The organism is Haladaptatus salinisoli (genome assembly GCF_020614375.1).
GTDB classification, from domain to species: Archaea; Halobacteriota; Halobacteria; order Halobacteriales; family Haladaptataceae; genus Haladaptatus; species Haladaptatus salinisoli.
In genome coordinates this window covers 2,312,585-2,333,918 of record NZ_CP085327.1, presented here as the reverse complement: position 1 = coordinate 2,333,918, position 21,334 = coordinate 2,312,585, and the positions used below count along the sequence as shown (strand labels likewise).

At 66.8% G+C, this 21,334-nt stretch carries 22 protein-coding genes and 1 tRNA gene; 16 read left to right on the top strand and 7 right to left on the bottom strand.

Going from position 1 to position 21,334, the window contains the following annotated elements; translation table 11 throughout:
• Positions 1 to 14: 14 nt before the first annotated feature.
• The gene (locus LIX00_RS12720) at positions 15 to 719 is read left to right on the top strand and encodes a CehA/McbA family metallohydrolase (RefSeq protein ID WP_227353558.1); all 705 of its coding nucleotides are present in this window, start codon (positions 15 to 17) and stop codon (positions 717 to 719) included.
• Between the two features lie 42 nt (positions 720 to 761).
• Here the strand turns inward: LIX00_RS12720 and LIX00_RS12715 are convergent, their stop codons facing one another.
• Entirely contained in the window at positions 762 to 1,175 is a 414-nt protein-coding gene (locus tag LIX00_RS12715; protein ID WP_227355702.1) for an Lrp/AsnC family transcriptional regulator, read from the bottom strand.
• 102 nt (positions 1,176 to 1,277) lie between these two features.
• Between LIX00_RS12715 and carA the strand changes: the two genes are divergently transcribed.
• Positions 1,278 to 2,342: a glutamine-hydrolyzing carbamoyl-phosphate synthase small subunit gene (gene carA, locus LIX00_RS12710; RefSeq protein ID WP_227353557.1), complete on the top strand. Its 1,065-nt coding sequence runs from the start codon at positions 1,278 to 1,280 to the stop codon at positions 2,340 to 2,342.
• A 96-nt stretch (positions 2,343 to 2,438) separates the two neighbouring features.
• Here carA and LIX00_RS12705 read toward each other — a convergent pair whose 3' ends face one another.
• The gene (locus tag LIX00_RS12705; RefSeq protein ID WP_227353556.1) at positions 2,439 to 4,181 is read right to left on the bottom strand and encodes an outer membrane protein assembly factor BamB family protein; all 1,743 of its coding nucleotides are present in this window, start codon (positions 4,179 to 4,181) and stop codon (positions 2,439 to 2,441) included.
• A 90-nt stretch (positions 4,182 to 4,271) separates the two neighbouring features.
• On the bottom strand, positions 4,272 to 7,454 hold the full coding sequence (gene carB / locus LIX00_RS12700) for a carbamoyl-phosphate synthase large subunit (protein WP_227353555.1): 3,183 nt from the start codon (positions 7,452 to 7,454) through the stop codon (positions 4,272 to 4,274).
• A 221-nt stretch (positions 7,455 to 7,675) separates the two neighbouring features.
• Here carB and LIX00_RS12695 point away from each other — a divergent pair, with 221 nt between their 5' ends.
• Entirely contained in the window at positions 7,676 to 8,227 is a 552-nt protein-coding gene (locus LIX00_RS12695; RefSeq protein WP_227353554.1) for an FxsA family protein, read from the top strand.
• Positions 8,228 to 8,262: 35 nt separating this feature from the next.
• Positions 8,263 to 8,336, top strand: a tRNA-Ile gene (locus LIX00_RS12690).
• A 189-nt stretch (positions 8,337 to 8,525) separates the two neighbouring features.
• Here LIX00_RS12690 and LIX00_RS12685 read toward each other — a convergent pair.
• Positions 8,526 to 8,786 carry a hypothetical protein gene (locus LIX00_RS12685; RefSeq protein ID WP_227353553.1) on the bottom strand — a complete coding sequence of 87 codons (261 nt, stop codon included), beginning with the start codon at positions 8,784 to 8,786 and terminating at the stop codon, positions 8,526 to 8,528.
• Between the two features lie 187 nt (positions 8,787 to 8,973).
• Here LIX00_RS12685 and LIX00_RS12680 point away from each other — a divergent pair, with 187 nt between their 5' ends.
• Positions 8,974 to 10,293 carry a cytochrome P450 gene (locus tag LIX00_RS12680; RefSeq protein ID WP_227353552.1) on the top strand — a complete coding sequence of 440 codons (1,320 nt, stop codon included), beginning with the start codon at positions 8,974 to 8,976 and terminating at the stop codon, positions 10,291 to 10,293.
• Here LIX00_RS12680 and LIX00_RS12675 read toward each other — a convergent pair.
• Both LIX00_RS12675 and LIX00_RS12670 read right to left on the bottom strand, forming a co-directional pair.
• The gene (locus tag LIX00_RS12675) at positions 10,290 to 10,628 is read right to left on the bottom strand and encodes a DUF8060 family membrane protein (protein WP_227353551.1); all 339 of its coding nucleotides are present in this window, start codon (positions 10,626 to 10,628) and stop codon (positions 10,290 to 10,292) included. The genes LIX00_RS12680 and LIX00_RS12675 overlap by 4 nt on opposite strands.
• Positions 10,625 to 11,629, bottom strand: coding sequence for a DUF7490 domain-containing protein (locus LIX00_RS12670; RefSeq protein ID WP_227353550.1), 1,005 nt, complete (start codon positions 11,627 to 11,629; stop codon positions 10,625 to 10,627). The genes LIX00_RS12675 and LIX00_RS12670 overlap by 4 nt, the downstream gene beginning before the upstream one ends.
• Positions 11,630 to 11,744: 115 nt before the next feature.
• Here LIX00_RS12670 and LIX00_RS12665 point away from each other — a divergent pair, with 115 nt between their 5' ends.
• The 6 genes from LIX00_RS12665 to LIX00_RS12640 all read left to right on the top strand — a co-directional run bounded on the left by LIX00_RS12665 (position 11,745) and on the right by LIX00_RS12640 (position 16,264).
• On the top strand, positions 11,745 to 11,957 hold the full coding sequence (locus tag LIX00_RS12665) for a DUF7996 family protein (protein WP_227353549.1): 213 nt from the start codon (positions 11,745 to 11,747) through the stop codon (positions 11,955 to 11,957).
• 41 nt (positions 11,958 to 11,998) lie between these two features.
• A complete protein-coding gene (locus LIX00_RS12660) occupies positions 11,999 to 12,259 on the top strand; it encodes a DUF8006 family protein (RefSeq protein WP_227353548.1) in 261 nt (86 codons plus the stop codon).
• A 39-nt stretch (positions 12,260 to 12,298) separates the two neighbouring features.
• A complete protein-coding gene (locus tag LIX00_RS12655; RefSeq protein WP_227353547.1) occupies positions 12,299 to 12,817 on the top strand; it encodes a peptidylprolyl isomerase in 519 nt (172 codons plus the stop codon).
• Positions 12,818 to 12,916: 99 nt separating this feature from the next.
• Positions 12,917 to 13,681: a creatininase family protein gene (locus LIX00_RS12650; protein ID WP_227353546.1), complete on the top strand. Its 765-nt coding sequence runs from the start codon at positions 12,917 to 12,919 to the stop codon at positions 13,679 to 13,681.
• A 52-nt stretch (positions 13,682 to 13,733) separates the two neighbouring features.
• Positions 13,734 to 15,368 (top strand): DUF255 domain-containing protein, encoded by a 1,635-nt coding sequence (locus LIX00_RS12645; RefSeq protein WP_227353545.1) that lies wholly within the window; start codon positions 13,734 to 13,736, stop codon positions 15,366 to 15,368.
• A gap of 89 nt (positions 15,369 to 15,457) precedes the next feature.
• Positions 15,458 to 16,264 carry a TrmB family transcriptional regulator gene (locus tag LIX00_RS12640; protein WP_227353544.1) on the top strand — a complete coding sequence of 269 codons (807 nt, stop codon included), beginning with the start codon at positions 15,458 to 15,460 and terminating at the stop codon, positions 16,262 to 16,264.
• 9 nt (positions 16,265 to 16,273) lie between these two features.
• On the opposite strand, the gene LIX00_RS12635 is transcribed toward LIX00_RS12640, so the two are convergent.
• Complete coding sequence (locus LIX00_RS12635; RefSeq protein ID WP_227353543.1) at positions 16,274 to 16,876, bottom strand: MogA/MoaB family molybdenum cofactor biosynthesis protein; 603 nt, start codon at positions 16,874 to 16,876, stop codon at positions 16,274 to 16,276.
• 84 nt (positions 16,877 to 16,960) lie between these two features.
• Here LIX00_RS12635 and LIX00_RS12630 point away from each other — a divergent pair, with 84 nt between their 5' ends.
• The 5 genes from LIX00_RS12630 to LIX00_RS12610 all read left to right on the top strand — a co-directional run bounded on the left by LIX00_RS12630 (position 16,961) and on the right by LIX00_RS12610 (position 21,318).
• Entirely contained in the window at positions 16,961 to 18,001 is a 1,041-nt protein-coding gene (locus tag LIX00_RS12630) for a zinc-binding dehydrogenase (RefSeq protein WP_227353542.1), read from the top strand.
• Positions 18,001 to 18,198 carry a DUF7977 family protein gene (locus LIX00_RS12625; protein WP_227353541.1) on the top strand — a complete coding sequence of 66 codons (198 nt, stop codon included), beginning with the start codon at positions 18,001 to 18,003 and terminating at the stop codon, positions 18,196 to 18,198. The genes LIX00_RS12630 and LIX00_RS12625 overlap by 1 nt, the downstream gene beginning before the upstream one ends.
• A 46-nt stretch (positions 18,199 to 18,244) precedes the next feature.
• Complete coding sequence (locus tag LIX00_RS12620; protein ID WP_227353540.1) at positions 18,245 to 18,970, top strand: helix-turn-helix domain-containing protein; 726 nt, start codon at positions 18,245 to 18,247, stop codon at positions 18,968 to 18,970.
• 84 nt (positions 18,971 to 19,054) lie between these two features.
• Positions 19,055 to 21,022: a S9 family peptidase gene (locus LIX00_RS12615; protein WP_227353539.1), complete on the top strand. Its 1,968-nt coding sequence runs from the start codon at positions 19,055 to 19,057 to the stop codon at positions 21,020 to 21,022.
• Entirely contained in the window at positions 21,019 to 21,318 is a 300-nt protein-coding gene (locus tag LIX00_RS12610) for a hypothetical protein (protein WP_227353538.1), read from the top strand. The genes LIX00_RS12615 and LIX00_RS12610 overlap by 4 nt, the downstream gene beginning before the upstream one ends.
• Positions 21,319 to 21,334 lie beyond the last annotated feature (16 nt).

Genomic DNA, 21,334 nt, shown 5'->3' with positions numbered 1-21,334 from the left:
TCGTATCTACGGACGTGTTCACACTCGACCTGCACACGCACACCCGATTCTTCCACGGCCATTCCCGGGCCGCGGAGGTGTACGACCCCGTCGGCGCCCGCCTCCTCGGTTTGGCCGCCCGCTACCGGGAACTGGACGGAGTCGCGCTGACGAACCACGACTACTACCGGTCGTTCTCCGCCGGTGCGGTTCGAGCGATTCCCGGCATCGAGATTTCCACGACGAAGGGCCACGTCCTCGTCGTCGGCCCCGACCCGCCGACCCGAACCGAACCGGCGACGCTCACGCCGGAGGAGACGGTCGACCTCGCGCACGACCGCGGCTGTGCGGCCATCATCGCCCACCCGTACCGCAACAGCACGGTGCGCGAGGTGGACGCGGACTTCGACGCCATCGAGGTGAACGGGAAGCACCCCCGTACCGAGTCGTGGGTGCAGGCGCTCGCCGAGCGACACGACCTGCCGATGGTCGGGGGGAGCGACGCCCACTACCCCGTCGAAGTCGGTCGCGCGTTCACGCGGGTGGACGCCGATACGCTCACGCCCGAGAGCGTCGTCGAGGCGATTCGGGAGGGACGGGTCGAACCGCGGGTTCGACGCGGGACGTTCGACCAGACCGTCCGTCGCCTCTACCGGCGCATCCACGAGGGGAAAGAGCAACTGCACCGTCCGGAAGAGGAGTCGCCGGGCGTCGGGGAACCGCCGCAGCCGGAGGATTGACTGGGTCGAATCGGTCCTCGACTCTTCTCGGCGCGTCGTCACTCAGCCGAGGCGTTCGTCCAAAATCAGTCGAGTCTTCGTGCTCACGACTTCCTCCAACTCCCGCGCGCGAGTGATGAGTTGATTCACTCCCTGCGTGTCGGCGGCGTCCACGACGAGGACGATGTCGTCCTCGCCGCTGACCTGCCAGACGAAGTCGACCTGTTCCCACTCCGCGAGCCTGTCCGAAATCTGCGTCGTGTCGACGGCCACGTCGACGCCGATTTCGATCATCGCCTTCACGTTCCCGGTGTGGGTCGCGACCGTGAACCGTTCGATGACGCCGTCTTCGGTCATCCGTTCGACCCGGTTTCGAACCGTCCCTTCGGACGTGCCGACCCTGTCCGCTATCTCCGTGTACGGTGTGCGGGCGTCTCGTCGCAGGAGATTCAGTATCTGTCGGTCGAGGGCGTCCATGGAGATGTGCACCTACAGTCGCCCGCTACTTGACGATTACGAATTTCGTAACAATGTTACGAAAGCAAGGTTTATAGGGCCGGAATCCATATGAATCTCGTAATGCCGGGTGCCTACGTCGCGCTGGAGGGCGGCAACGTGGTCGAAGCACGTGGTCGCGCTCCAGGCACGTCATGCGGAGAACTGGTCTTTACGACAGCCTACACGGGATACGAGGAGAGCCTCACCGACCCGTCCTACGAGGAACAGGTGCTCACCTTCTCGTACCCGCTCATCGGAAACTACGGCGTCAGGGAAGAGCGATTCGAGAGCGACCGAGTCCACCCGCGCGCCGTGGTCGCGCGGGAGCTAACCGACGACGTCGCCGAGTGGCTCGAATCGGAGGGCGTTCCCGCGGTCGACCACCTCGACACGCGCGACATCGTCGGCGGGATTCGAGAGGAGGGCGCGATGAAGTGCGGCATCGCGGTCGGCGACGACGTGACGCCGGAGGACGCCCTCGCCGAACTGGAACGCTGTCCGGGCATGAGCGACCACCGCGACATCGGCGCGCAGGTCAGCGTCGGCGAGCGAGAGATACACCTCAGCGAAGGCGACGGGCCTAGCGTCGCGCTCGTCGACTGCGGCGCGAAGGGGAGCATCATCGACTCGCTGGTCGAACGCGGGGCTGAGGTTCACGTCCTTCCCTACGACGCGACGCCCGAGGACGTGGACAGCGTCGACCCCGACGTGCTCTTCGTCTCGAACGGTCCGGGCGATCCTGCGAACTTCGAAGCGGCCCAGCGACTCGTCGAAACGTACGTCGGCGAACTCCCGCTCGCGGGCATCTGCCTCGGCCAGCAGATCATCGCCCGCGCGCTCGGCGGCACGACCGAGAAGATGGACTTCGGTCACCGCGGGGTCAACCAGCCGGTTCTCGACCTCGAATCGGGCACGGTCGTCATGACCACCCAGAATCACGGCTACACAGTCGCCGAACCCGGCGACCTCGAAGTCACGCAGGTCAACGTCAACGACGACACGCCCGAAGGACTCGAGAGCGACGAACTGAACGTCATCACCCGCCAGTACCACCCCGAAGCCAACCCCGGCCCGCACGACACTCTCGACTTCTTCGACGACGTGCTTTCGATGGCACCCCGAAAGCGACTCGTCGCGGCGGACTAACGTCGCGCTCGACTCCGCCTACCCGCAGCGACTCGGTCTTCGAATTCGGTCGTTTTCTCGACCGAAACCGGTTCGTTCGAGTTCTGCTATCGCCAGTTATCGGAGCGCGAGCAGGTTGCCAAAGCCGACGGTCGCGTACACCGTACCGTCGTGAACCGCCGGTGAATTACCTCCCGCATCGACCTCGCGTTGCCACTCGACGTCTCCGGATTCGGTGTCGAACGCGAAGATGAGGCCGCCGTTCACTCGACCGACGCCAGCGTAGACGGTTCCGTCGACGACTGCCGGTGAGCCTCCGCTCGCCCCCGCCCTCGCATCTGGGCCTCGCCAGCGCACCCTCCCGTCCTCGCGGTCGATTCCCCAGACGGAGATGCCGACGCTCGCGTAGAGTCCGTCGTCGTCGACCGCGAACGAGCCGCTCATCACACCGTCGAGTTTCCGTTTCCACCGTCCGGTTCCGTCCGCGACCGAGACGGCGCGAAGCGTCGATCCGGACGATTCGATGCTTCCGCTCCCGCCGCCGACGTACACTGTGTCGTCGGCGACGGTCGGCGAATTCCAGATCATCCCTCCGGCGTCGTGCTGCCATCGCTCGCTTCCGTCCGCCGCGTCCAGCGCGCGAAGGGTTCCGCCCGATCCACCGACGAACAGGGTATCGTCGGCGACGGCGGGCGTCAAATACCCCGGTTCGGCGACCGACCGATGCCAGCGTTGGTGCCCATCGACGGCGTCGAGTGCGAGCACCGTCCCGTCGGTGACGGTTACGTACACTCCGTCACCGTCGACGGTCGGCGACCCGAGCACGGGGCTCTCGACGGAACGCGACCACACGCTGGTACCATCGTCCATCGAATACGCGGAGATGTGGCCACCGAGGTCGCGGTACGATTCGACGTCTCGTAGGGCTCCGTCCGTAGTTCCGACGATCACTCGACCGCCGGCGAGCGCCGGGGAACCGAAGACCGGCCCTTCGGTCTCCGTTCGCCATCGCGCTTTGCCGTCGTGGCACCGAAATGCGGCGACAGCACCGACATCTGACGCTCCGTACGGATTGCCGACACCGACGAAGACGGTGTCGCCGCTGGCGACGGGTGACGAGCGCGACCCTTCGCCGAGCCACGCGGACCACTCCCGCGACGGTCGTTCCGACGGCATCGTCGCCCCGTCGTCGTGGCCGGTGTTCGCGCTGTCGTATCCGAACTGTTGCCACGCGTCGGCGACGGTCAGCGTACCGAGTGCCGTGTCGTTCACGGTCACGTCGTACGTACCGGCAGCAGCGGGACAGAATCGGAGCGTGAGGTCGGTTTCGGCGTCGGCGGGCACCGTCATCTCCTTCCGTTCTACGCTGGAACCGTCGGCTCGGAGGACGAGGGAAGCGTTCTCCCGCGTCTCGCCTCGATTTCGAACCGTCGCGTCGATCTGTACCGCCTCTCCGAGATTCGCCGTCGATTCGCAAAGGCTCGCCGTCGCGACCGACACCACCGGCTCGACGGTGACCGTCCCGGCCGTAACTCCGTTGACGGCGAGGGAGTGCGTTCCGGGTTCGTCGAAGCGGTGCGTGAGCGTAACCGTCTTCCGCCCCCTCGCGCCCACCCTGACCATCGTTTCGTCGACGACCGTCCCGTTCACCGAGACGCTGACACGGGCGTCGTCGGACGAAATCCCGGTGTTCTTCACGACCACTTCGACCGCGACTTCGTCCCCCGCGTACACGTCGCTCCTCTCGACCGAGGCGTTGTGAACGGTTACCGCCCCGATTTCGCTACACCCCGCGAGTAGTATCGTCGCGGGGACGGTCGTCGTCCGTAACAACCGTCGCCGCGTCAGCCGTCCGTTCATACCGACTGCTATCAGTATTTATAAATAAATCCACTGACTGGTATCGGATTCGAGAACGGCCAGCCGAGTACGGCTGGGAACTCCGCCCGGCTATCCCCAGTCCGCTTCGCGCTTCGGCCTGTCGCCCACCGATTCGACGCACATCGGTTCGTCGCGCGCGGCGAGGGCTTCGACCGCCGCCCTCGCGCTCGCCGCGGTCGTGAAGTACGGCACCTCCTCTTCGACCGCCGTCTCCAGCGCCTCCCGGTCGTCGGTGACGAGGAAGTCGACGTTACCCGCGCGAACCGCCGCGGCGGTGTCCTCGAACTCGGCGAGGTCGTAGTAGTCGCCGAAGCCGTCCACCGGAAGTTCCACGACCGCGGTTCCCCCGTCCGGAAGGTCGTTGTGGGCGGCGGCCTGCGCCTTCTCGTACGCTTTGCCGAACGAGTCGGCGGTGCCCATCACCTCGCCCGTCGATTTCATCTCGGGGCCGAGGCGGGGGTCGGAACCCGGCAGGCGGTCGAACGGAAGGACGACCTCCTTGACGCTCGTCTGCTCGGGAATCTGCTCGCGGACGTCGAGTTCGTCCAGCGTGTTCCCGGCCATCACCTGCGCGGCGAGTTTGGCGATGGGGACGCCCGTCGCCTTCGAGACGAACGGGACCGTGCGCGAGGAGCGCGGATTCGCTTCGAGGACGTACACTTCGCTCGCGGTTTCACCGCTCGCATCCGAGGCGCTTTGCGCCTCGCTTTCCCCGTCACGCACCGCCAATTGAACGTTCATCAGCCCGACCGTGTCGAGGGCGCGGGCGATGTCCTCCGTGACTTCGCGCACCCGCGCCATCGTCTCGTCGTCGAGCGACCGGGGCGGAATCGTGCAGGCCGAGTCGCCGGAGTGGACGCCCGCCGATTCTACGTGCTCCATCACGCCGCCGATGACGGTGCGCTCGCCGTCCGAGACGGCGTCGACGTCCAACTCGATGGCGTCGGCGAGGAACTCGTCCACGAGGATGGGTTTGTCCGGCGAGACGCGCACGGCCTCCTCGATGTACTCTTTCAGTTCGTCGTCGTCGTGGACGACGTCCATGGCGCGCCCGCCGAGGACGTAGGAGGGGCGCACGAGCACGGGGTAGCCGATTTCGTGCGCGAGTTCGAGGGCCTCCTCCGCGCTGGTCGCGCTGCCGCCGGTCGGCTGTGCGATGCCGAGGTCGTCCATCAGGCGGTTGAAGCGGTCGCGGTCCTCCGCGAGGTCCATCGCGTCCACGGTCGTCCCGAGCACCTCGCAGTCGAGGCCGCGGCGCTGGATCTCCGCTTCGAGCGGGCGGCCGATGTCAACCGAGGTCTGGCCGCCGAACTGCACCATCACGCCGTCGGCGTTCGTCGCTTCGATGACGTCGGCGACCTCCTCGGCGGTGATGGGTTCGAAGAAGAGGCCGTCGGAGGTGTCGTAGTCGGTCGAGACGGTCTCGGGGTTGTTGTTCACGACGTGGGCTTCGATACCCAGTTCGCGCAGGGCGCGCACCGCGTGCACCGAACAGTAGTCGAACTCGACGCCCTGCCCGATGCGGATGGGACCGCCGCCGACCACGACGACGCTCTCCACGTCGGGGTTCACTTGGAGTTCGTCGCGGCCCGAGAGGCTCGTCTCGCGGGCCGTGCGGGCGGAGTAGTAGTAGGGCGTCGAGGCGGCGAACTCGCCCGCGCAGGTGTCGACCTGTTTGAACGCGCGCTCCGGTGCGCCGGTTTCGACCGCGCCCACCTCCGCGCCGGCCATCGCCGCGACGTCGCGATTCGTGAACCCTTTCTCCGCGGCGGGGGCGAAGTCGCCCGCTTCGGCGGCCTCGACCGCGTCCGCGATGCGCTCGTAGCGCTCGACGTACCAGTCCTCGATGCCGGTCAGGTCGGCGACCCGCTCGGCGGTGTAGCCGCGGTCGAACGCCTCGAACATGGCGTAGGGGCGGTCGGGGGTGGGTTTTTCGAGGTACTCGGTCTCGAGTTCCGAATCGCTCACGTCGGCCCAGTCCACGCCGGGTTCGTACTCCGAACTGCGGAGGGCCTTCAGCAGACTCTCCTCGAAGGTTCGGCCGATCGCCATCGCCTCGCCGGTCGATTTCATCGCGGTGCCGAGTTCGAAATCCACGTCACGGAACTTGTCCTTGGGCCAGCGCGGCACCTTCGTGACCACGTAGTCGATGGCCGGTTCGAACGCGGCGGTCGTCTCGCCCGTAATCTCGTTCTCGATTTCGTGGAGGCGCTTGCCGAGCGCGACCTTCGCCGTGACGCGGGCGATGGGGTAGCCGGTCGCCTTCGACGCGAGCGCCGAGGAGCGCGAGACGCGGGGGTTCACTTCCACCACGCGGTACTCCCCGCCGGGGGTGCCGTCGTCGCGCCACGCGAACTGGATGTTACAGCCGCCCTGAATGCCCAAATCGCGGATGACCTCGAGGGCGGCGTCGCGCATCTCCTGGTGACCGTCGTCGGGGATGACCTGCGAGGGCGTGACGACGGTCGACTCCCCGGTGTGGATGCCCATCGGGTCGAGGTTCTCCATGTTGCAGATGATGATGCAGGAGTCGTCGGCGTCGCGCATCACCTCGTACTCCAACTCGACCCATCCCGCGATGGACTCCGTGACGAGCACCTCGTGGTTCCGGGAGAGGCGGAGACCCTTGCGAACGCGGTCCACGAGTTCGTCCATCTCGTTGACGACGCCCGACCCCGACCCGCCGAGGGTGTAGGTCGTGCGGGCGATGACGGGCAGGCCGCCGACCTCCTCGACTGCGGCCTCGACACGGTCGCGGAGGGCGTCCTCGTCCAACTCGGCGACCGACTCGCCCTCGTCGAGGGTGATGGTCGTCGAGCGCGGCATAGGCTGTCCGAGGTCGTGCATCCGCTGGCGGAACAAGTCGCGGTCCTCGGTGGCGTAGATGGTGTCGAGGGGCGTTCCCATGATTTCCACGTCGTACTCCTCCAGCACGCCCTCCTCGGATAACTCCGCGGTGACGTTCAGCCCCGTCTGACCCCCGAGTCCGGCGATGACCCCGTCCGGGCGCTCCGTCCGAATTATCTCGGCGATGGCGTCGGTGGTGATGGGTTCGATGTACACCTCGTCGGCCATCTCCGGGTCGGTCATGATGGTCGCCGGATTGGAGTTGACGAGGACGACTCGCGCTCCTTCTTCCCGTAGCGCGCGGCAGGCCTGCGCGCCGGAGTAGTCGAACTCCGCTGCCTGTCCGATCTGGATTGGGCCGCTCCCGATGAGCAAAATCGTCCTGTCCTCGGCTTCCTCACTCATTGGTTATCATGGCTAAGTTCGTACATCGTAATAAGCGCCACGAAATATTACGAGGTGCGAAACCGAATTTCGAATTTCGGAAACGGGGGGAGCGGGGACGAAGACGACGGCGATTCGCCGCGACCGTAGGGCGGCGGGCCGCCGACGAGGTCCGAGGTCGAGTTCTCCGGCGACCCGCCGGTAGGTAAAGCGTTTTACAGTCGGGACCACTACGTCCGAGCATGTGGAAACGGCTGCTGGTGCTGTTGCTCTTGGTTCCGCTGGCCGACGGACTGTTTCTCGTCTTCGTGGCCGGACAGATCGGCTGGCAACTCACGGTCGCGCTCGTCGTGCTGACCGCGCTCCTCGGGATGTTGCTCGTCCGCGCGGAGGGGCGACACACCATCCAGAAGATACAGTCGGATCTCGCGCGGGGCGACATCCCCACCGACCGCATCATCGACGGCGGCTTCCTGCTCGTCGCGGGGGCGTTCCTGCTCACGCCCGGACTGATAACCGACACGCTCGGATTCCTGCTCGCCTTCCCCGTGACGCGGGCGGTCTTCAGGAAAGCCGCGAAGCGGTGGGTCATCACGCCGTACGTCGACAAGCAGACCGGCGAATTCGCCTCGGGCAGCGTCTACACGTTCGGGTTCCCGAACCCCGGCGACGTCGTCGGCGGGGGTTCCGGCGGTCCGAACGACTCCGCCGGAACCGGCGACACCTACAGGATGGATTCGGACGCCTACGACATCGACTTCGACGACGAGAGCGAGGAGAAAGGAAACCCTTAAAACTCACAACGGGCAACGGGTAAACGCGCTCAATTGGGCCAATAGCTCAGTTAGGTTGAGCGCTCGGCTGATAACCGGGAGGTCCGCGGTTCAAATCCGCGTTGGCCCACCTATCGACGGGGGCCGAGGACAACTCCCCAGCCACCTAATCTTGCGGTTCGTTACCTCCAGAAGCTACGCGTTTTTCCTCACAGAAGCTAACGGGAGCGCGGATACGCGCCGCTCCAGCGGCGAGCGTAGCGAGCGACCCGGTCGTTCCGTCGAGGGCGACGTCGAGTTGCGAACTCGACCGCCGATTTTACGCGATTGCGTTTTCGACGGGACCGTTCGCCGACGACTGCCCGAACGCCGCTCCTCGCTCGCGGTTCTCGGTCACCGCTCTCGAAACCGCGTCGTGATCGTTCGCCGCGTTCGAAGCGCCGGTCGTCGATTCACCGTCCCGGTCGTCGGCGGTTTCTTTCGCGTCGGTCACGGAGAGGATCGCCCCCGCACCCCCCAACAGCATCAACAGGACGAGAAGTATCGCCAGTATCCGTTTGTTCCGTGATTTATCGTTCATCGGTTTCCCCTCACGCGCACCGCGACGGCGGTGCGAAAGAACGTACGTCGGCGGTCGTCTTAGAAGTACGTGAACTCTGAACTTTCTCGCACCGTTGCGATTCGCCCCTTGGCGGAGCGTCTCCCCCGACGTATCGTACCGCGCTCCCGAGCGAGGGGTACTTACTCCGTGCGACCGAATCACACCCATGGCGAACCGCGTGCCATCGGGGCCGGAGGGAGTACCGTTTCTGGGTTCGAGTCTCCAGTACGCCGACGACCCGCTGGGGTTCATGGAGCGCGTCGCCCGCGAGTACGGCAACGTGGCGCGAATCGACGTGTACGGACAGGAGGTGTATCAGGTCACCGACCCGGAGGCGATACGACGCGTCCTCGTGACGAACGCCGCGAACTACCGCAAGCCGAGCCTGGGCGGCGACGAGGGGCTGGGGGGCCTGCTGGGCGACGGCCTGCTCACGAGCGACGGCGAGCACTGGCAGCGCCAGCGCCGGGCGATGCAACCCTCCTTCTACGGCGACAAACTGAACGAGTACGCCGAGATTATCGTCCGCGACGCCGAGGAACTGGCCGACTCGTGGCGCGACGGCGAGTACGTCGACATCCACCGCGAGATGTCCGAACTCACGCTTCGAATCGTCGTCGAGAGCCTGCTGGGGGCGCGACTCGACGGGATGGAGCGCGCCGCCCGCGAAGCCCTGCTCGACGTCGGCGAGCGGTTCCAACCGGGCCCGCAAGGGTTCGTTCCCGAGGAGGTTCCGACGCCCAGAAACCTGCGCTACCGACGCTCGGTGGAGAAACTGGAGCGAATCCTGCGCGACATCCGCAGACAGCACGAGCGTCGCGGGAGCGAGGACGACCTGCTGGGGACGCTGCTCCGACTGCGGGACGACGACGCGCTGGACGACGAGCAGATTCGAAACGAGATGATGACGATGCTGCTGGCGGGTCACGACACCACCGCTCTGACGCTCACCTACTCGTGGTACCTCCTCTCGAAACACCCCGAGAAGGAACGCCGATTCCGCGACGAACTCGACTCGGTGCTCGACGGCCCGCCGACGGTCGCCGACCTCGCGGACCTCGACTACCTCGAAACGGTCGTGATGGAGTCGATGCGCCTCTATCCGCCCGCCTACGTCGTCTACCGACAGGCCGAGGCGGCGGACGAACTCGCGGGATTTCACGTTCCCGCCGAGACGGTCGTCGCCACGCCGCAGTGGGTCGTCCACCACGACGAGCGCTTCTTCGACGACCCGTGGGCGTTCCGTCCCGAGCGGTGGACGGACGAGTTCCGCCGCGAGCTCCCCGACTTCGCTTACTTCCCGTTCGGCGGCGGGCCGCGAAGGTGCATCGGCGACGGGTTCGCCATGCGCGAGGCGAAACTCGTGCTGGCGACGCTCGGACGCCGGTTCGAGTTCGAACTCGTCTCGGACGCGCCGCTCGAACTCGTTCCGCTGGTCACCGTCCACCCCGAAAATCCGGTCGAGATGACCGTTCGAACGCGCTAATCCATCCGGCGGACGACGTAGGAGATGCCGATTCCGGTCGTCAGGAGGACGGCGAGGTTGAACGCCGCGTTGAACAGCGGTCGGTACCGGTCGGCGACGAAGGTCCGAATGACGGCGAGCGCGCTCGTGTAGAACTGGAAGAGCGCCACGACGGCGAACAGCACGAGGAGCACGAGCGCACCCCGATAGAGGTACGCTCGGATGCGTTCGTCTCGCTCGTTGCGACCGCCCCGCGCGTCGTCGGGGGCGCGGTCAGCGTCGATTCGCGCGTCGCGGTCGTCGGTCGGTTCTCGGACGGTCGTGGTGTCGGTGTCGGCGGTGGCGGTGTCAGTCATGGTTTTCTCCGTGCGAGCGCGCCCGCGACGAGCAGCGCGGCGATTCCCGCGAGTGCCGTGAAGCCGGGTTGTCCGGCGTCGTTGGCGGTGACCGTCCCCTCGTCTTTCGATCGCGGAGAGCTATCCTCGAAATCAGAGACGGACAGGCCGACTTCGCGTCGCGTTTCGTTGACCGAGAGCGTCGCCGACGGGTCGAGGTTGGCCGCGCTCCGGGCGGAGCCGACCACCGCGCCGTCCTTCCAGAGCACGGCGTCGAGATAGTAGTTGTAGCCGTCCGGCACCGTCAGCGTCGCCGACGGGTTCGCGGTTCGGCCCGCCGCGATTTTACCGACGGGAACGGTGGCGCGGTCGGCGACGATGTTCGAATCGGCCTGCCGCGCCGCGAACACGACGCGAACGTTCTCCGAAGGCGCGTCGCCCCGATTCGTCAGGTACGTCGAAACGTCGAGCGTCGTGCGGTTGTTCGTCGCGTCGGCGATGGCGTACTCCACGGACGGGAACTCGCTCCCCTCGCCCCGCCAGTGGAAGGCGACGTCGGTTCGCGCGTAGGCCGGTCGGAGGGTGCCGACGCCGCGGACTTCCTTCCCGCCTTCCGCGACGCGTTCGCCGTCGCGGAAGACGATGGTCTCGATTCGGTAGCCGCCCCGTCGTTCGACGGAGACGTTCTGCGTGACGCTCGTCTCGCGCTCCCCCTCGATGGTCGGGACGCGCGTTTCGGTCGTCGTCTCGACCAGCCCGGAGTCCAGGTGGACGGCCCGGACGAGCACCGTGACGTTGTTCGCCGGCCCACCTCGGTGGCCGAGTCGGGTGTCGACGGTCAGCGTCGCGGTGCCGCCGGACACCTCGCCGGGCGAGATGGTCACCTCTTCGAGGCGGAGGTGACTGGCGCGGAAGTCGTCGGGTGACGACTCCGCGATCGCGCCGGGAACCACGGCGGCGGCGAGCAAGGCCGCCGTCACGATGACGGCGACGCCGCCCGCCAGTGCTCTTTCGCGATTCATGTTCGATTCGCGGAACGTTCGAGCAAATACTTTGTGGTCTGATAGTTCGAGGAATCGTCGGCGGACCGCGAGGGCGAATCGAGCGATTGACCCCGGTGGAGCGCGAAGCGGGAGTATGGGCACGAAGGATGCCGCCGGGAAGGTTCGTTTCGGGCTGGCGCTGGCGCTCGGCGTCGTCGTCCCCGGAATGGCGAAGTACGCGCTGACCGAGATGGGGTACGGTTCGGTGGGAACCGTCGTCTTCTACACGGGCTACCTCACGGCCGCCGTTCTCATCTGGTACATCTGGGTCAGACCGCTGGAGCTAACGGGGTCGAGCGGGGCATAGCGGAAGTTTAAAGGAGAACTCACCCCGATTTTCGGGCAGGAATGTTCGAATTCGTCCCTCTCCCACTCATCGACGACTTCCTCATCAAATACAACGTGGGACACGCGGTCTTCGTCCTATTCGCGCTCTCGCTGCTGGGCGCGATTCCGCTGAAATCCCGGAAGGTGCTGTCGCTGAACGCCATCATGTTCGGCGTGCTGTTCATGCTCGTGGTGTCGATGGGCGCGCCGCCCCACTACGCGTACCTCGGCGTCGCGCTGCTGGTCATCGCACCGCTCCTGTACACGACCGCGAGCAGATAGATAGAACCGCTTTTTTCCTTGGAGTCCGACGGTCCGACCATGGCAGACGACCTGACGGCCACGCTTCACACGAATCACGGCGACATCGAGGTTCGACTGTTCGACGAGCGGGCGCCCCGCACCGTCCAGAACTTCGTCGGACTGGCGACCGGCGACCGGGAGTGGACCGACCCGCAGTCGGGCGAGCGGAAGACGGACGAACCGCTGTACGACGACGTGCTCTTCCACCGCGTCATCGAGGGCTTCATGATTCAGGGCGGCGACCCGACCGGTACCGGCCGCGGCGGCCCCGGCTACCAGTTCGACGACGAGTTCCACCCCGAACTCACCCACGACAGCGAGGGAGTCCTCTCGATGGCGAACTCCGGCCCGAACACCAACGGTTCGCAGTTCTTCATCACGCTCGACGCCACGCCGCACCTCGACAACCGCCACTCCGTCTTCGGCGAGGTCGTCGACGGGATGGACGTCGTGCGCGAAATCGGTTCCGTCGAGACCGACGCGCAGGACAAACCGAAAGACGACGTGGTGCTCGAATCGGTCGAAGTCCACGACTGAACGTCCGGTTCCCGCGTCCGCGGCGTCGAGACCCGGTGGACGGATACCGCGACGCTTCCCGACCACAGGTTTACGTCCTTCCTCGACCGTGAAGCCACCGTGACCTCCGCTTCGAACGTACGTCTTTCGAACTGCACGTGGCCGGACGTCGAAACCGCGCTCGACGACGGGAAACGAACCGCTATCGTCGCGGTCGGGTCGGTCGAACAACACGGCCCGCACCTACCGCTTATTATGGACACGCTGGCGGGCGACGAACTAGCGGCGCGCATCGCCGAAAAACTCGGCGACGCGCTCGTCGCACCGACCATTCGCCCCGGTTGCTCGGGCCATCACATGGAGTTCCCCGGAACCATCACCGTCCCCGCGACGGTTCTCATGGACACGATTCGATCGTACTGCGAGTCGTTGGACGAACACGGGTTCGAACACGTCGTCCTCGTCCCGACCCACGGCGGAAACTTCGCCCCCGTCAACGCGGTCGCGCCGGAAGTCGCTCGCGACATCGACGCGAACGTCATCGCGCTCGCCGACCTCTCCGACCTCATGGAACTACAGAACGAGGGCCTTCGGGAGGGCGGCGTCGACTACCAGGAGGACGTGATTCACGCGGGTGCCGCCGAAACCGCCGTCGTGCTGGCGGTGAACGAGGGACTCGTCAGAACAGACGAACTCGACGCGGGCTACGAAGGGGACGTTTCCGTCTCCCGACTGCTCGGCGAGGGGTTCAAGTCCATCGCGCGAAACGGCGTTCTCGGCGACCCGCGGGAGGGGACGCCGGAGGCAGGCGAGGCGATTCTCGACACCATCGCGAGCGAGTACGCCGAGCGAATCGAAGCCGAACGCGACGCCGTTCGAGAGTGAGATCGACGCGCGATTCCGAAACCACTTCCCCGTTCGTCGCCAATCCCCGCGCATGGACGAGTCAGCGGAACGCACGAAGATCGAGTGGCGGGAGTGGGGCGAAGAGGCCTTCGCCGAGGCCCGAGGCGCCGGAAAGCCCGTCTTGCTCTCGCTCTCGGCGCGGTGGTGTTCGTGGTGTCACGAGATGGACGAGACGACCTACTCGGTGCCGACGCTGGCGGCGAACGTCAACGATTCGTTCGTCCCGGTTCGGGTGGACATCGACCGCCATCCGCGCGTTCGGGAGCGGTACAACGTGGGCGGCTTTCCGTCGACCGTCTTCCTCACGCCCGAGGGCGAACACCTGACCGGCGCGACGTTCCTCGACCCGGAGACGATGCGGCAGGTCGTCGGACAGGTGCGCGACCTCTGGACGCACAAGGGCGAGGACGCGGCGCAGGTCCCGCGAAACGTCCGCGACCAGAATCCCCCGTCCGGCGAGGTGACGGAGGAGATAGAGCGCCTGCTGGTCGGACAGGTCGAAGACCGGTTCGACTCGACCCACGGCGGGTGGGGCGACGACGCGAAGTTTCCGCTCCCCCGAACCATCGAGTTCGCGCTCAAACGCGACCGAGAGCGCGCGCTCGCCACCCTGTCGCCGATCACGGCGAACCTCTTCGACGACTACGAGGGCGGTTTCTTCCGCTACGCCGGCACCCGCGACTGGCGCGATATACACCACGAGAAGACCCTCGACTCGAACGCCGCGCTCGTCCGCGCCTACGCGAACGCCTACCTGTACACGGGCGAGGCGCGCTACCGCGACCCCGCCGAGAAGACGATAGAGTACCTGACGACGACGCTCTGGCGGGACGACGCCTTCGGCGGGAGTCAGCAACCGGGCGAGGAGTACTACGAGGGGGACGCGAGCGACCGCGAGAGCGAAGACGCGCCCCCCGTCGACCCGACCGCCTTCGCGGACTGGAACGCGCTCGCCGCGGACGCCCTGCTCACGTTCGCCGCCTACACCGACGACGAACGCGCCCGACGGTACGGGGAGCGCACCGTGGACTTTCTCGCCTCGCTCGTCGAGGAGGGCGCGGTCGTCCACTACCGCGACGGCGACGGAGCGGGGAGCGAACGCGGCCTGCTCGCCGACCACGCCCACGTCACGCGGGCCTTCGCCACCGCCGCGCAGGTGCTCGGCGACGGATACCTCGACGCCGCCCGAACCGTCGCCGACCACGCCGTCGAGACGCTCCAGCGGGAGGACGGCGCGTTCGTGGACGGACCGACCGACGGGCCGGGACTGCTCGACCGACCGCTTCGCCCCATCGACGGGAACGCCGCGCTCGCCGACGCGCTGATCGATCTCTCCATCCTGACGGGAGCGTCGTCCTACGAGGAGGCGGCGCGCGACGCCGTCGGCGCGTTCGCGGGGGCGGCGGACAGAATCGGCGTGCAAGTCGCCGGCTACGCCACCGCCGCGTCTCGACTCGTTCGCCCGCCGCTGCGGATCGCCGTCGCCGCCCCGCCGGAGTCCGACCTCCACCGGGCCGCGCTCCGCGTCGCGGACCACGAGAAGGTCGTCGTTCCGAACGCGGACGAGTACGAACGCGGCACCGCCCGACTCGTCGCCGACGGAACCGTCTCCGATCCGGCGAGCACGCCCGCGGAACTGAGCGAACTCGCGTCGGATTTCTTCTGACTTCGATGACCCGATAAAATAAGACGCGATTTTGCAACTACCAGCAATGCACGTAGCGTTTTTATACGGGGGGCGTAATGTCAACAGACATGGCAAGTCTCCGCGACCTCGGTCTCTCCGAATACGAGGCACGGGCGTACCGGGCCCTGTTGAACACCGGACCGACGACGGCCAAGGACCTCTCGCGAGCGAGCGAGGTCCCGATGGGACGAATTTACGACGTGCTCAACAGTTTGGAGACGCACAACCTCGTCAGAAGTCAGAGCGCGAGTCGCCCGAAGAAGTACATCGCCGTGGAGCCGGGAACCGCACTCGACCGCCTGCTGGACGATAAGTTGGCGGAGTTGAACGCGAAAGCCGAGCAGTACGAGGACATCGTCGACGACCTGAGCACCGAACTCGACACCGCGGAACCGCCCATCGAAGAAGGGTTCTGGACGGCGGCGGTCGGCCCGGACGAGTCGCTCGAACTGCTGGTCGAGCGACTCGACGCCGCGGAGGAGCGCATCGTCATGGTCGCCGGGCGGGTGTCGCCGACGTTCGACATCGGCAGCGTGGGCGAGACGGTGAGCAAACACCTCGAAGCGGCGCTCGACCGCGGCGTGGAAGTGGCGGTGCTCATGTCGCCGGAACTCGTCCGAACGCTCCCGCCGAGCGTCGGCGACCGCTACGCCACGACGCTCTCCGACCACCCGCGGTTTTCGGTGCGGACGACGCCGAACCTCGAAGGGACCTTCAACCTCATCGACGACGTGGAGGTCTGCATCGAGGTGGCGAACCCGCTTTCGCCCGGCGAGGCGTTCGCGCTCATCGACCTCAAAGACCCCGAGTTCGCCACGAACGTCGACGGCCAGTTCAGGTCGCGGTGGGAGACGGCCGAACCGCTCCGCCTCTGAATCGTTCCCTCACTCGCGTCCGCAGAGGCCGACGAGGTGGCTCGCCTCGCGGAGGAGGATGTCGCCCGTCCCGAGCCGAACCGCGTTTTCGCTTCCCGGGAGACAGAAGATGACGACGCCGTCGACGACGCCCGCCGTCGCGCGCGTCCCGACGACTTTCGTTCCGATTTCGTCGTAGGAGAGGGTGCGGAACAGTTCGCCGAACCCCGGTAGCTCCTTTTCGAGCAGCGGTTGCACCGCCTCGATGGTCACGTCGTCGGGCGTGACGCCCGTGCCGCCCGTCGTCACGACCACGTCCACGTCCTTGCGCCCGACGAGGTTGTCCACGGTCTTCTGGACGGAGTCGTAGTCGTCCGAGACGAGTTCCCGCGTCACCATGTCGTGCCCGTCGTCCTCGACCAGTTCGCCGATGGCGTCGCCCGCGGGGTCGTCGTCCAGCGAGCGCGAGGAGGAGACGGTGACGACGCCGAAGCCGAGTTCGTCGACGTCGTGGGCGTGGTGATCGGGGTGGTCGTCGGGGCGGTCGTGTTCGTCGGAGCGGTCGTGCGAGCGGTGGTCGTCGTTCGCACGGGGAGCGTCCTCGTCCCCGTCGTCGCGAGCGTGATCGGTCATGCGTCGACCTTCGGGTCGCGCTCCCAAAAGTCCACGCGAACCGCGGTGAACACAGTTTTACTCCCTCCCCCGCAACGAACCCGTATGCAGGCCGTCCAGTTCGAATCCCACGGCGGAACCGAGGTCATCGACTACGGGGAGTTCCCCGACCCGGAACCCGAGCGCGACGAGGTTCTGATCGACGTCAAGGCAGGTGCGCTGAACCACCTCGACGTGTGGACGCGCAGGGGGCTGCCCGGCCTCTCGCTCGACATGCCGCACATCCCCGGCAGCGACGGGGCGGGCGAGGTGCTCGAAGTCGGCGAGGACGTGACGCGCTTCGAACCCGGCGACCGCGTCGCGCTCTCGGCGGGCGTCAACTGCGGGAAGTGCGAGTTCTGCCGCCACGGCCAGCACTCGATGTGCGCGAACTACTACATCATCGGCGAGCACGCGCGGGGAATCCACAGCGAACTCGCGGCGATACCCGAGGACAACCTGCTCCCGGTTCCCGACGACGTCCCGTGGGAGACCGCGGCGGCGGCCCCGCTGGTCTTCCAGACCGCGTGGCGGATGCTCCTCACGCGCGGCGACGTGACCCCCGGCGAGCACGTCCTCGTCCTCGGCGCGTCCGGGGGCGTCGGCCACGCCGCCGTCCAGATCGCCGACTACGCCGGAGCCACGGTGTACGCCACGGGGAGCAGCGAGGAGAAACTCGAACACGCCCGCGAACTGGGGGCGGACCACGTCATCGACTACGACGACGAAGATTTCGCCCGGCGGGTTCGGGAGCTGACGGGCAAACGCGGCGTCGACGTCGTCGTCGACCACGTCGGCGCGGCGACGTGGCGGGACTCCCTGAAGAGCCTCGCCAAGGGCGGCCGGGTACTCACCTGCGGGGCGACGACGGGCGGAAATCCGGAGACCGACATCAACCGGATCTTCTGGAATCAGCTGTCGGTCGTCGGTTCCACGATGGCGAGCCACGGCGAGGCGGACGACGTGATGGAACTAGTCTGGGACGGCACCTTCGAACCGGCCATCCGCGAGGTGCTGCCCATGAGCGAGACGGCGCGGGCCCACGAGATGCTGGAGAACCGCGAGGGCTTCGGCAAGGTCGTCGTCAAACCCGACAGCGAGTTGTGATGAGCGACGAGAGAGAGTTCGGACGGAGCGGGTGGATTCTGGTCGGCGTGATGGTGCTCGCGTTCGTCGTCGCGCCGCTGCTCATCTACCTCCGACCGCCCGCCCTTCCGTTCAAATTCTCGTACCTCGTGCTCCCGCTTATCCCGGCGCTCCTGCTCGGCGCGACGGCTGTGTGGTCAGCGCAGAAGAAAATGTAATTCAGATATTATACAAATTCTTTAGTGTGCGGTCGCATCACGTACTATGAGCGTCATCCACGTCAGAGACCAAGGGGAAGGGACGAGACACCGGCAGGTAGAACTCAAACTGCGACACCCCGGCTGCTGGACGCTCGAAGTGACCGACGAGTACGAGAAGACGCACATCATCGAGAAATCGCTGTACCCGACCGACGAGACGGTCAAGGGCGATTTCATCCTCGTCTCCGAAGGCGACCGAGACATCGAGTCGTTCGTCGAGGCCATCGACGCCCACCGCGTCGTCGAGAGCACCGCCATCCTGAAAGACGGCGGCAACCGCGCCCGCGTCGTCGTCACGTACGACCGCTCGTCCAGCATCGTCCCCGAAATCGTCAACTCGGAGTTCATGCCCATCGAGCCGGTCCACATCACCGGGGGATTCGAGTACTGGACGGTGCTCGTGCGCTCCGACCGACTCGAATCGGTGTTCACCGAACTGGAAGAGGAGTACGACGTGAAACTGGAGGCCATCCACGAGGTCGACCCCAACGACAACGTCGAGTTCGCCGACACCAGCGACAGAATCTACGACTCCCTGTCGGTTCGCCAGACCGAATGTCTCTTCGAGGCACACGAGGCGGGCTACTACAACTGGCCCCGCGACGTGGCCGCGAACGACATCGCCGCCGACCTCGGCATCAGCGGGCCGACCTACCTCGAACACCTCCGGAAGGGCGAACAGAAGGTGCTCGACGCCTTCCTCACGAAACTCGCCGGACGGAACTACTGAGCGGAAACCGACCGCCGAAGAGTCGCCGGACGAACGACTAGCCGGATTGCGAACCGCTTTGGGGGTGTAACAGAATGTGACGGTATGTCACGAACCCCGACTCTTTCTGACGTGCTGGACGTGGAGTATCCCGGTCCGCCGTCGTGGTCGCCGGACGGCGATTTTCTCGCCGCCGCGATGTACGAGGACGACGGCAACGCGCTGTTCGTCTCCGACTCGAACGCCGAATCGACGTGGCGACTCGCGCCGGACGACGGACACGTCACCGAGTTCTCGTGGTCGCCGACGGCGACCGAACTGCTCGTCGCCACCGACGCGGGCGACCTGCTGCTCGCCGACCCCGAAGCGCGGACGACCAGACGGCTCCTCTCCGGTCCGGACGACCGGGAAGCGTACACGTGGTCGAACGACGGTACCCGATTCGCGTTCTACCGCGACGGACGCCCCGTCGTCCGCGACGCGGCGACCGGCGACGAACGGACGTACGACGCGCCGGAGCGCGGCCCGTTCCTCGGCGAATCACGGATGTTCGCGTGGTCGGACGACGACGCCCGCCTCGCGTACCGGTTCGTCGACGACGACGCGACGCAGGTCGGCGTCGTCGACGTCGAGTCCGGCGAACTGGCGTGGCGCACGCGGGGCGAGACGGCGAGCCACAGCCCCGCGTGGCTGGCCGACGGTCGCGTCGTCGTCGACCAGCGGGGGGAGGGCGGTACGGTCCGGCGAATCGTCGCCGCCGACCCGGCGTCCGGCGAGGAGCGCGTCCTCGCGCGAGAGGTCGACCGCGAGCGCGGCGTCGTCTCGCAGGGCGCGCCCGAGGTGTCCCCGGACGGTACCCGCGTCGCTCTCGCCCTCCCGCTCGACGGCTGGGAGCACGTTCACGTCGTCGACGCCGAAACCGGCGAGCGCACGCAACTGACCGAAGGGGCGTTCGAGGACAAGGGCGTCGCCGACGCGACGCCGCGGTGGGTGGACGACGAGACGCTCGTCTTCGCCTCGAACCGCCGCGACCGCGGCCAGCGCCAACTCTTCTCGGTTACGCTCGACGGGGACGTCGCGCCCCTCGTGGAGACGTCGGGGACGAACGTCCACCCCCGACCGTCGCCCGACGGCGACGCGCTGGCGTACCTCCACGCCGACCGCGAACGCTCGCCGGAACTCCGCGTCGACGCGGACGGCGACACCCGGCGACTCACGCGCTCGGCGGTCGAATCGTGGCCCGCGTCGCCCGTCGAACCGGAGCGAATCGAGTTCGAGAGCGCAGGACGCCGCATCGAGGGTTACCTGCTCGACCCGCGCGAGTCCGATACGGTCGACGCGACCGCGTCCGACCTCCCCGCCGTCGTCTGCGTTCACGGCGGGCCGATGCGCCAGATGCGCGACGGTTGGCACCCCTCGCGGTCGTACGGCCTCTTCTACGCGTTCCACCAGTACCTCGCCGCGAAGGGGTACGTCGGGCTGTTCGTCAACTACCGCGGCGGAATCGGCTACGGTCGGGAGTTCCGGCAGGCCATCGCGGGCGCTCGCGGGAAAGACGAGATAGCGGACGTGGCGCTGGCGGGGGAGTACTTGAAAGACCTCGACTACGTCGACGCCGAATCGGTCGCCGTCTGGGGCCTCTCCTACGGCGGCTACGCCACGCTCCAGGTGCTCGGCACGCACCCCGAGACGTTCTCGCTCGGCGTCAATCTCGCGGGACTCGCGGATATGGAACTGTACCGAGACTGGGCCGAGGAGACGAAGTACCCGCCAGCCACCTCCGCGGAGGTGCTCCGGATGGGCGGCGAGCCGTGGGAGGTACCGGAGCGATGGGCCGAGGCGTCGCCCGTGACCCACATGGACGCCTACGAGGTTCCGCTCTACAACTTCCACGGGACCGGCGACCGGTACGTCAACTTCGAACAGCTCGACCTCGTCGTCGAGACGCTCACCGACCTCGGCAAGGAGTTCGACGCCGACCACTACCCCGACGAGAACCACGTCTTCTCGAAGCGGGCGACGTGGGAGCGAACCCTGCGAAAGGTGGAGCGGGCGCTGGAGGCGGAGCTGTGAACGTCTCCGCCGATATGGAGCGCGTCGCCGGCGTCGCCGACCCGCGTCGAAGCCGATTCCTACGTCGCGGCGTTCGAGGCGGCGGCGATGTTGCGCGGCGGCGTCGGGCGAAACGGGTAGTACGGGGAGGCGGCGGACCGGAGTCGGCGATTCTCGGTTTCGCGCGGTCCGCTCGCCGTTCGTCGCTCCGAACCGCCGCGCCCACGAGATGTGCACCGCTATCGGCGCGAGTCTCCGGCGATTCGAACGGCACCGAGACGAGCAGTTCGAGCGGACGGCGCATCGCCCCGCGTTAGTTCCGTCTTCCCGTAA

What these genes read in the sequence shown, in the direction of transcription:
- LIX00_RS12715 (WP_227355702.1), bottom strand. Translation starts at nt 1,175, where the DNA reads ATGGACGCCCTCGACCGACAGATACTGAATCTCCTGCGACGAGACGCC.
- carA (WP_227353557.1), top strand. Translation starts at nt 1,278, where the DNA reads ATGCCGGGTGCCTACGTCGCGCTGGAGGGCGGCAACGTGGTCGAAGCA.
- LIX00_RS12705 (WP_227353556.1), bottom strand. Translation starts at nt 4,181, where the DNA reads ATGAACGGACGGCTGACGCGGCGACGGTTGTTACGGACGACGACCGTC.
- carB (WP_227353555.1), bottom strand. Translation starts at nt 7,454, where the DNA reads ATGAGTGAGGAAGCCGAGGACAGGACGATTTTGCTCATCGGGAGCGGC.
- LIX00_RS12695 (WP_227353554.1), top strand. Translation starts at nt 7,676, where the DNA reads ATGTGGAAACGGCTGCTGGTGCTGTTGCTCTTGGTTCCGCTGGCCGAC.
- LIX00_RS12685 (WP_227353553.1), bottom strand. Translation starts at nt 8,786, where the DNA reads ATGAACGATAAATCACGGAACAAACGGATACTGGCGATACTTCTCGTC.
- LIX00_RS12680 (WP_227353552.1), top strand. Translation starts at nt 8,974, where the DNA reads ATGGCGAACCGCGTGCCATCGGGGCCGGAGGGAGTACCGTTTCTGGGT.
- LIX00_RS12675 (WP_227353551.1), bottom strand. Translation starts at nt 10,628, where the DNA reads ATGACTGACACCGCCACCGCCGACACCGACACCACGACCGTCCGAGAA.
- LIX00_RS12670 (WP_227353550.1), bottom strand. Translation starts at nt 11,629, where the DNA reads ATGAATCGCGAAAGAGCACTGGCGGGCGGCGTCGCCGTCATCGTGACG.
- LIX00_RS12665 (WP_227353549.1), top strand. Translation starts at nt 11,745, where the DNA reads ATGGGCACGAAGGATGCCGCCGGGAAGGTTCGTTTCGGGCTGGCGCTG.
- LIX00_RS12660 (WP_227353548.1), top strand. Translation starts at nt 11,999, where the DNA reads ATGTTCGAATTCGTCCCTCTCCCACTCATCGACGACTTCCTCATCAAA.
- LIX00_RS12655 (WP_227353547.1), top strand. Translation starts at nt 12,299, where the DNA reads ATGGCAGACGACCTGACGGCCACGCTTCACACGAATCACGGCGACATC.
- LIX00_RS12645 (WP_227353545.1), top strand. Translation starts at nt 13,734, where the DNA reads ATGGACGAGTCAGCGGAACGCACGAAGATCGAGTGGCGGGAGTGGGGC.
- LIX00_RS12640 (WP_227353544.1), top strand. Translation starts at nt 15,458, where the DNA reads ATGGCAAGTCTCCGCGACCTCGGTCTCTCCGAATACGAGGCACGGGCG.
- LIX00_RS12635 (WP_227353543.1), bottom strand. Translation starts at nt 16,876, where the DNA reads ATGACCGATCACGCTCGCGACGACGGGGACGAGGACGCTCCCCGTGCG.
- LIX00_RS12630 (WP_227353542.1), top strand. Translation starts at nt 16,961, where the DNA reads ATGCAGGCCGTCCAGTTCGAATCCCACGGCGGAACCGAGGTCATCGAC.
- LIX00_RS12625 (WP_227353541.1), top strand. Translation starts at nt 18,001, where the DNA reads ATGAGCGACGAGAGAGAGTTCGGACGGAGCGGGTGGATTCTGGTCGGC.
- LIX00_RS12620 (WP_227353540.1), top strand. Translation starts at nt 18,245, where the DNA reads ATGAGCGTCATCCACGTCAGAGACCAAGGGGAAGGGACGAGACACCGG.
- LIX00_RS12615 (WP_227353539.1), top strand. Translation starts at nt 19,055, where the DNA reads ATGTCACGAACCCCGACTCTTTCTGACGTGCTGGACGTGGAGTATCCC.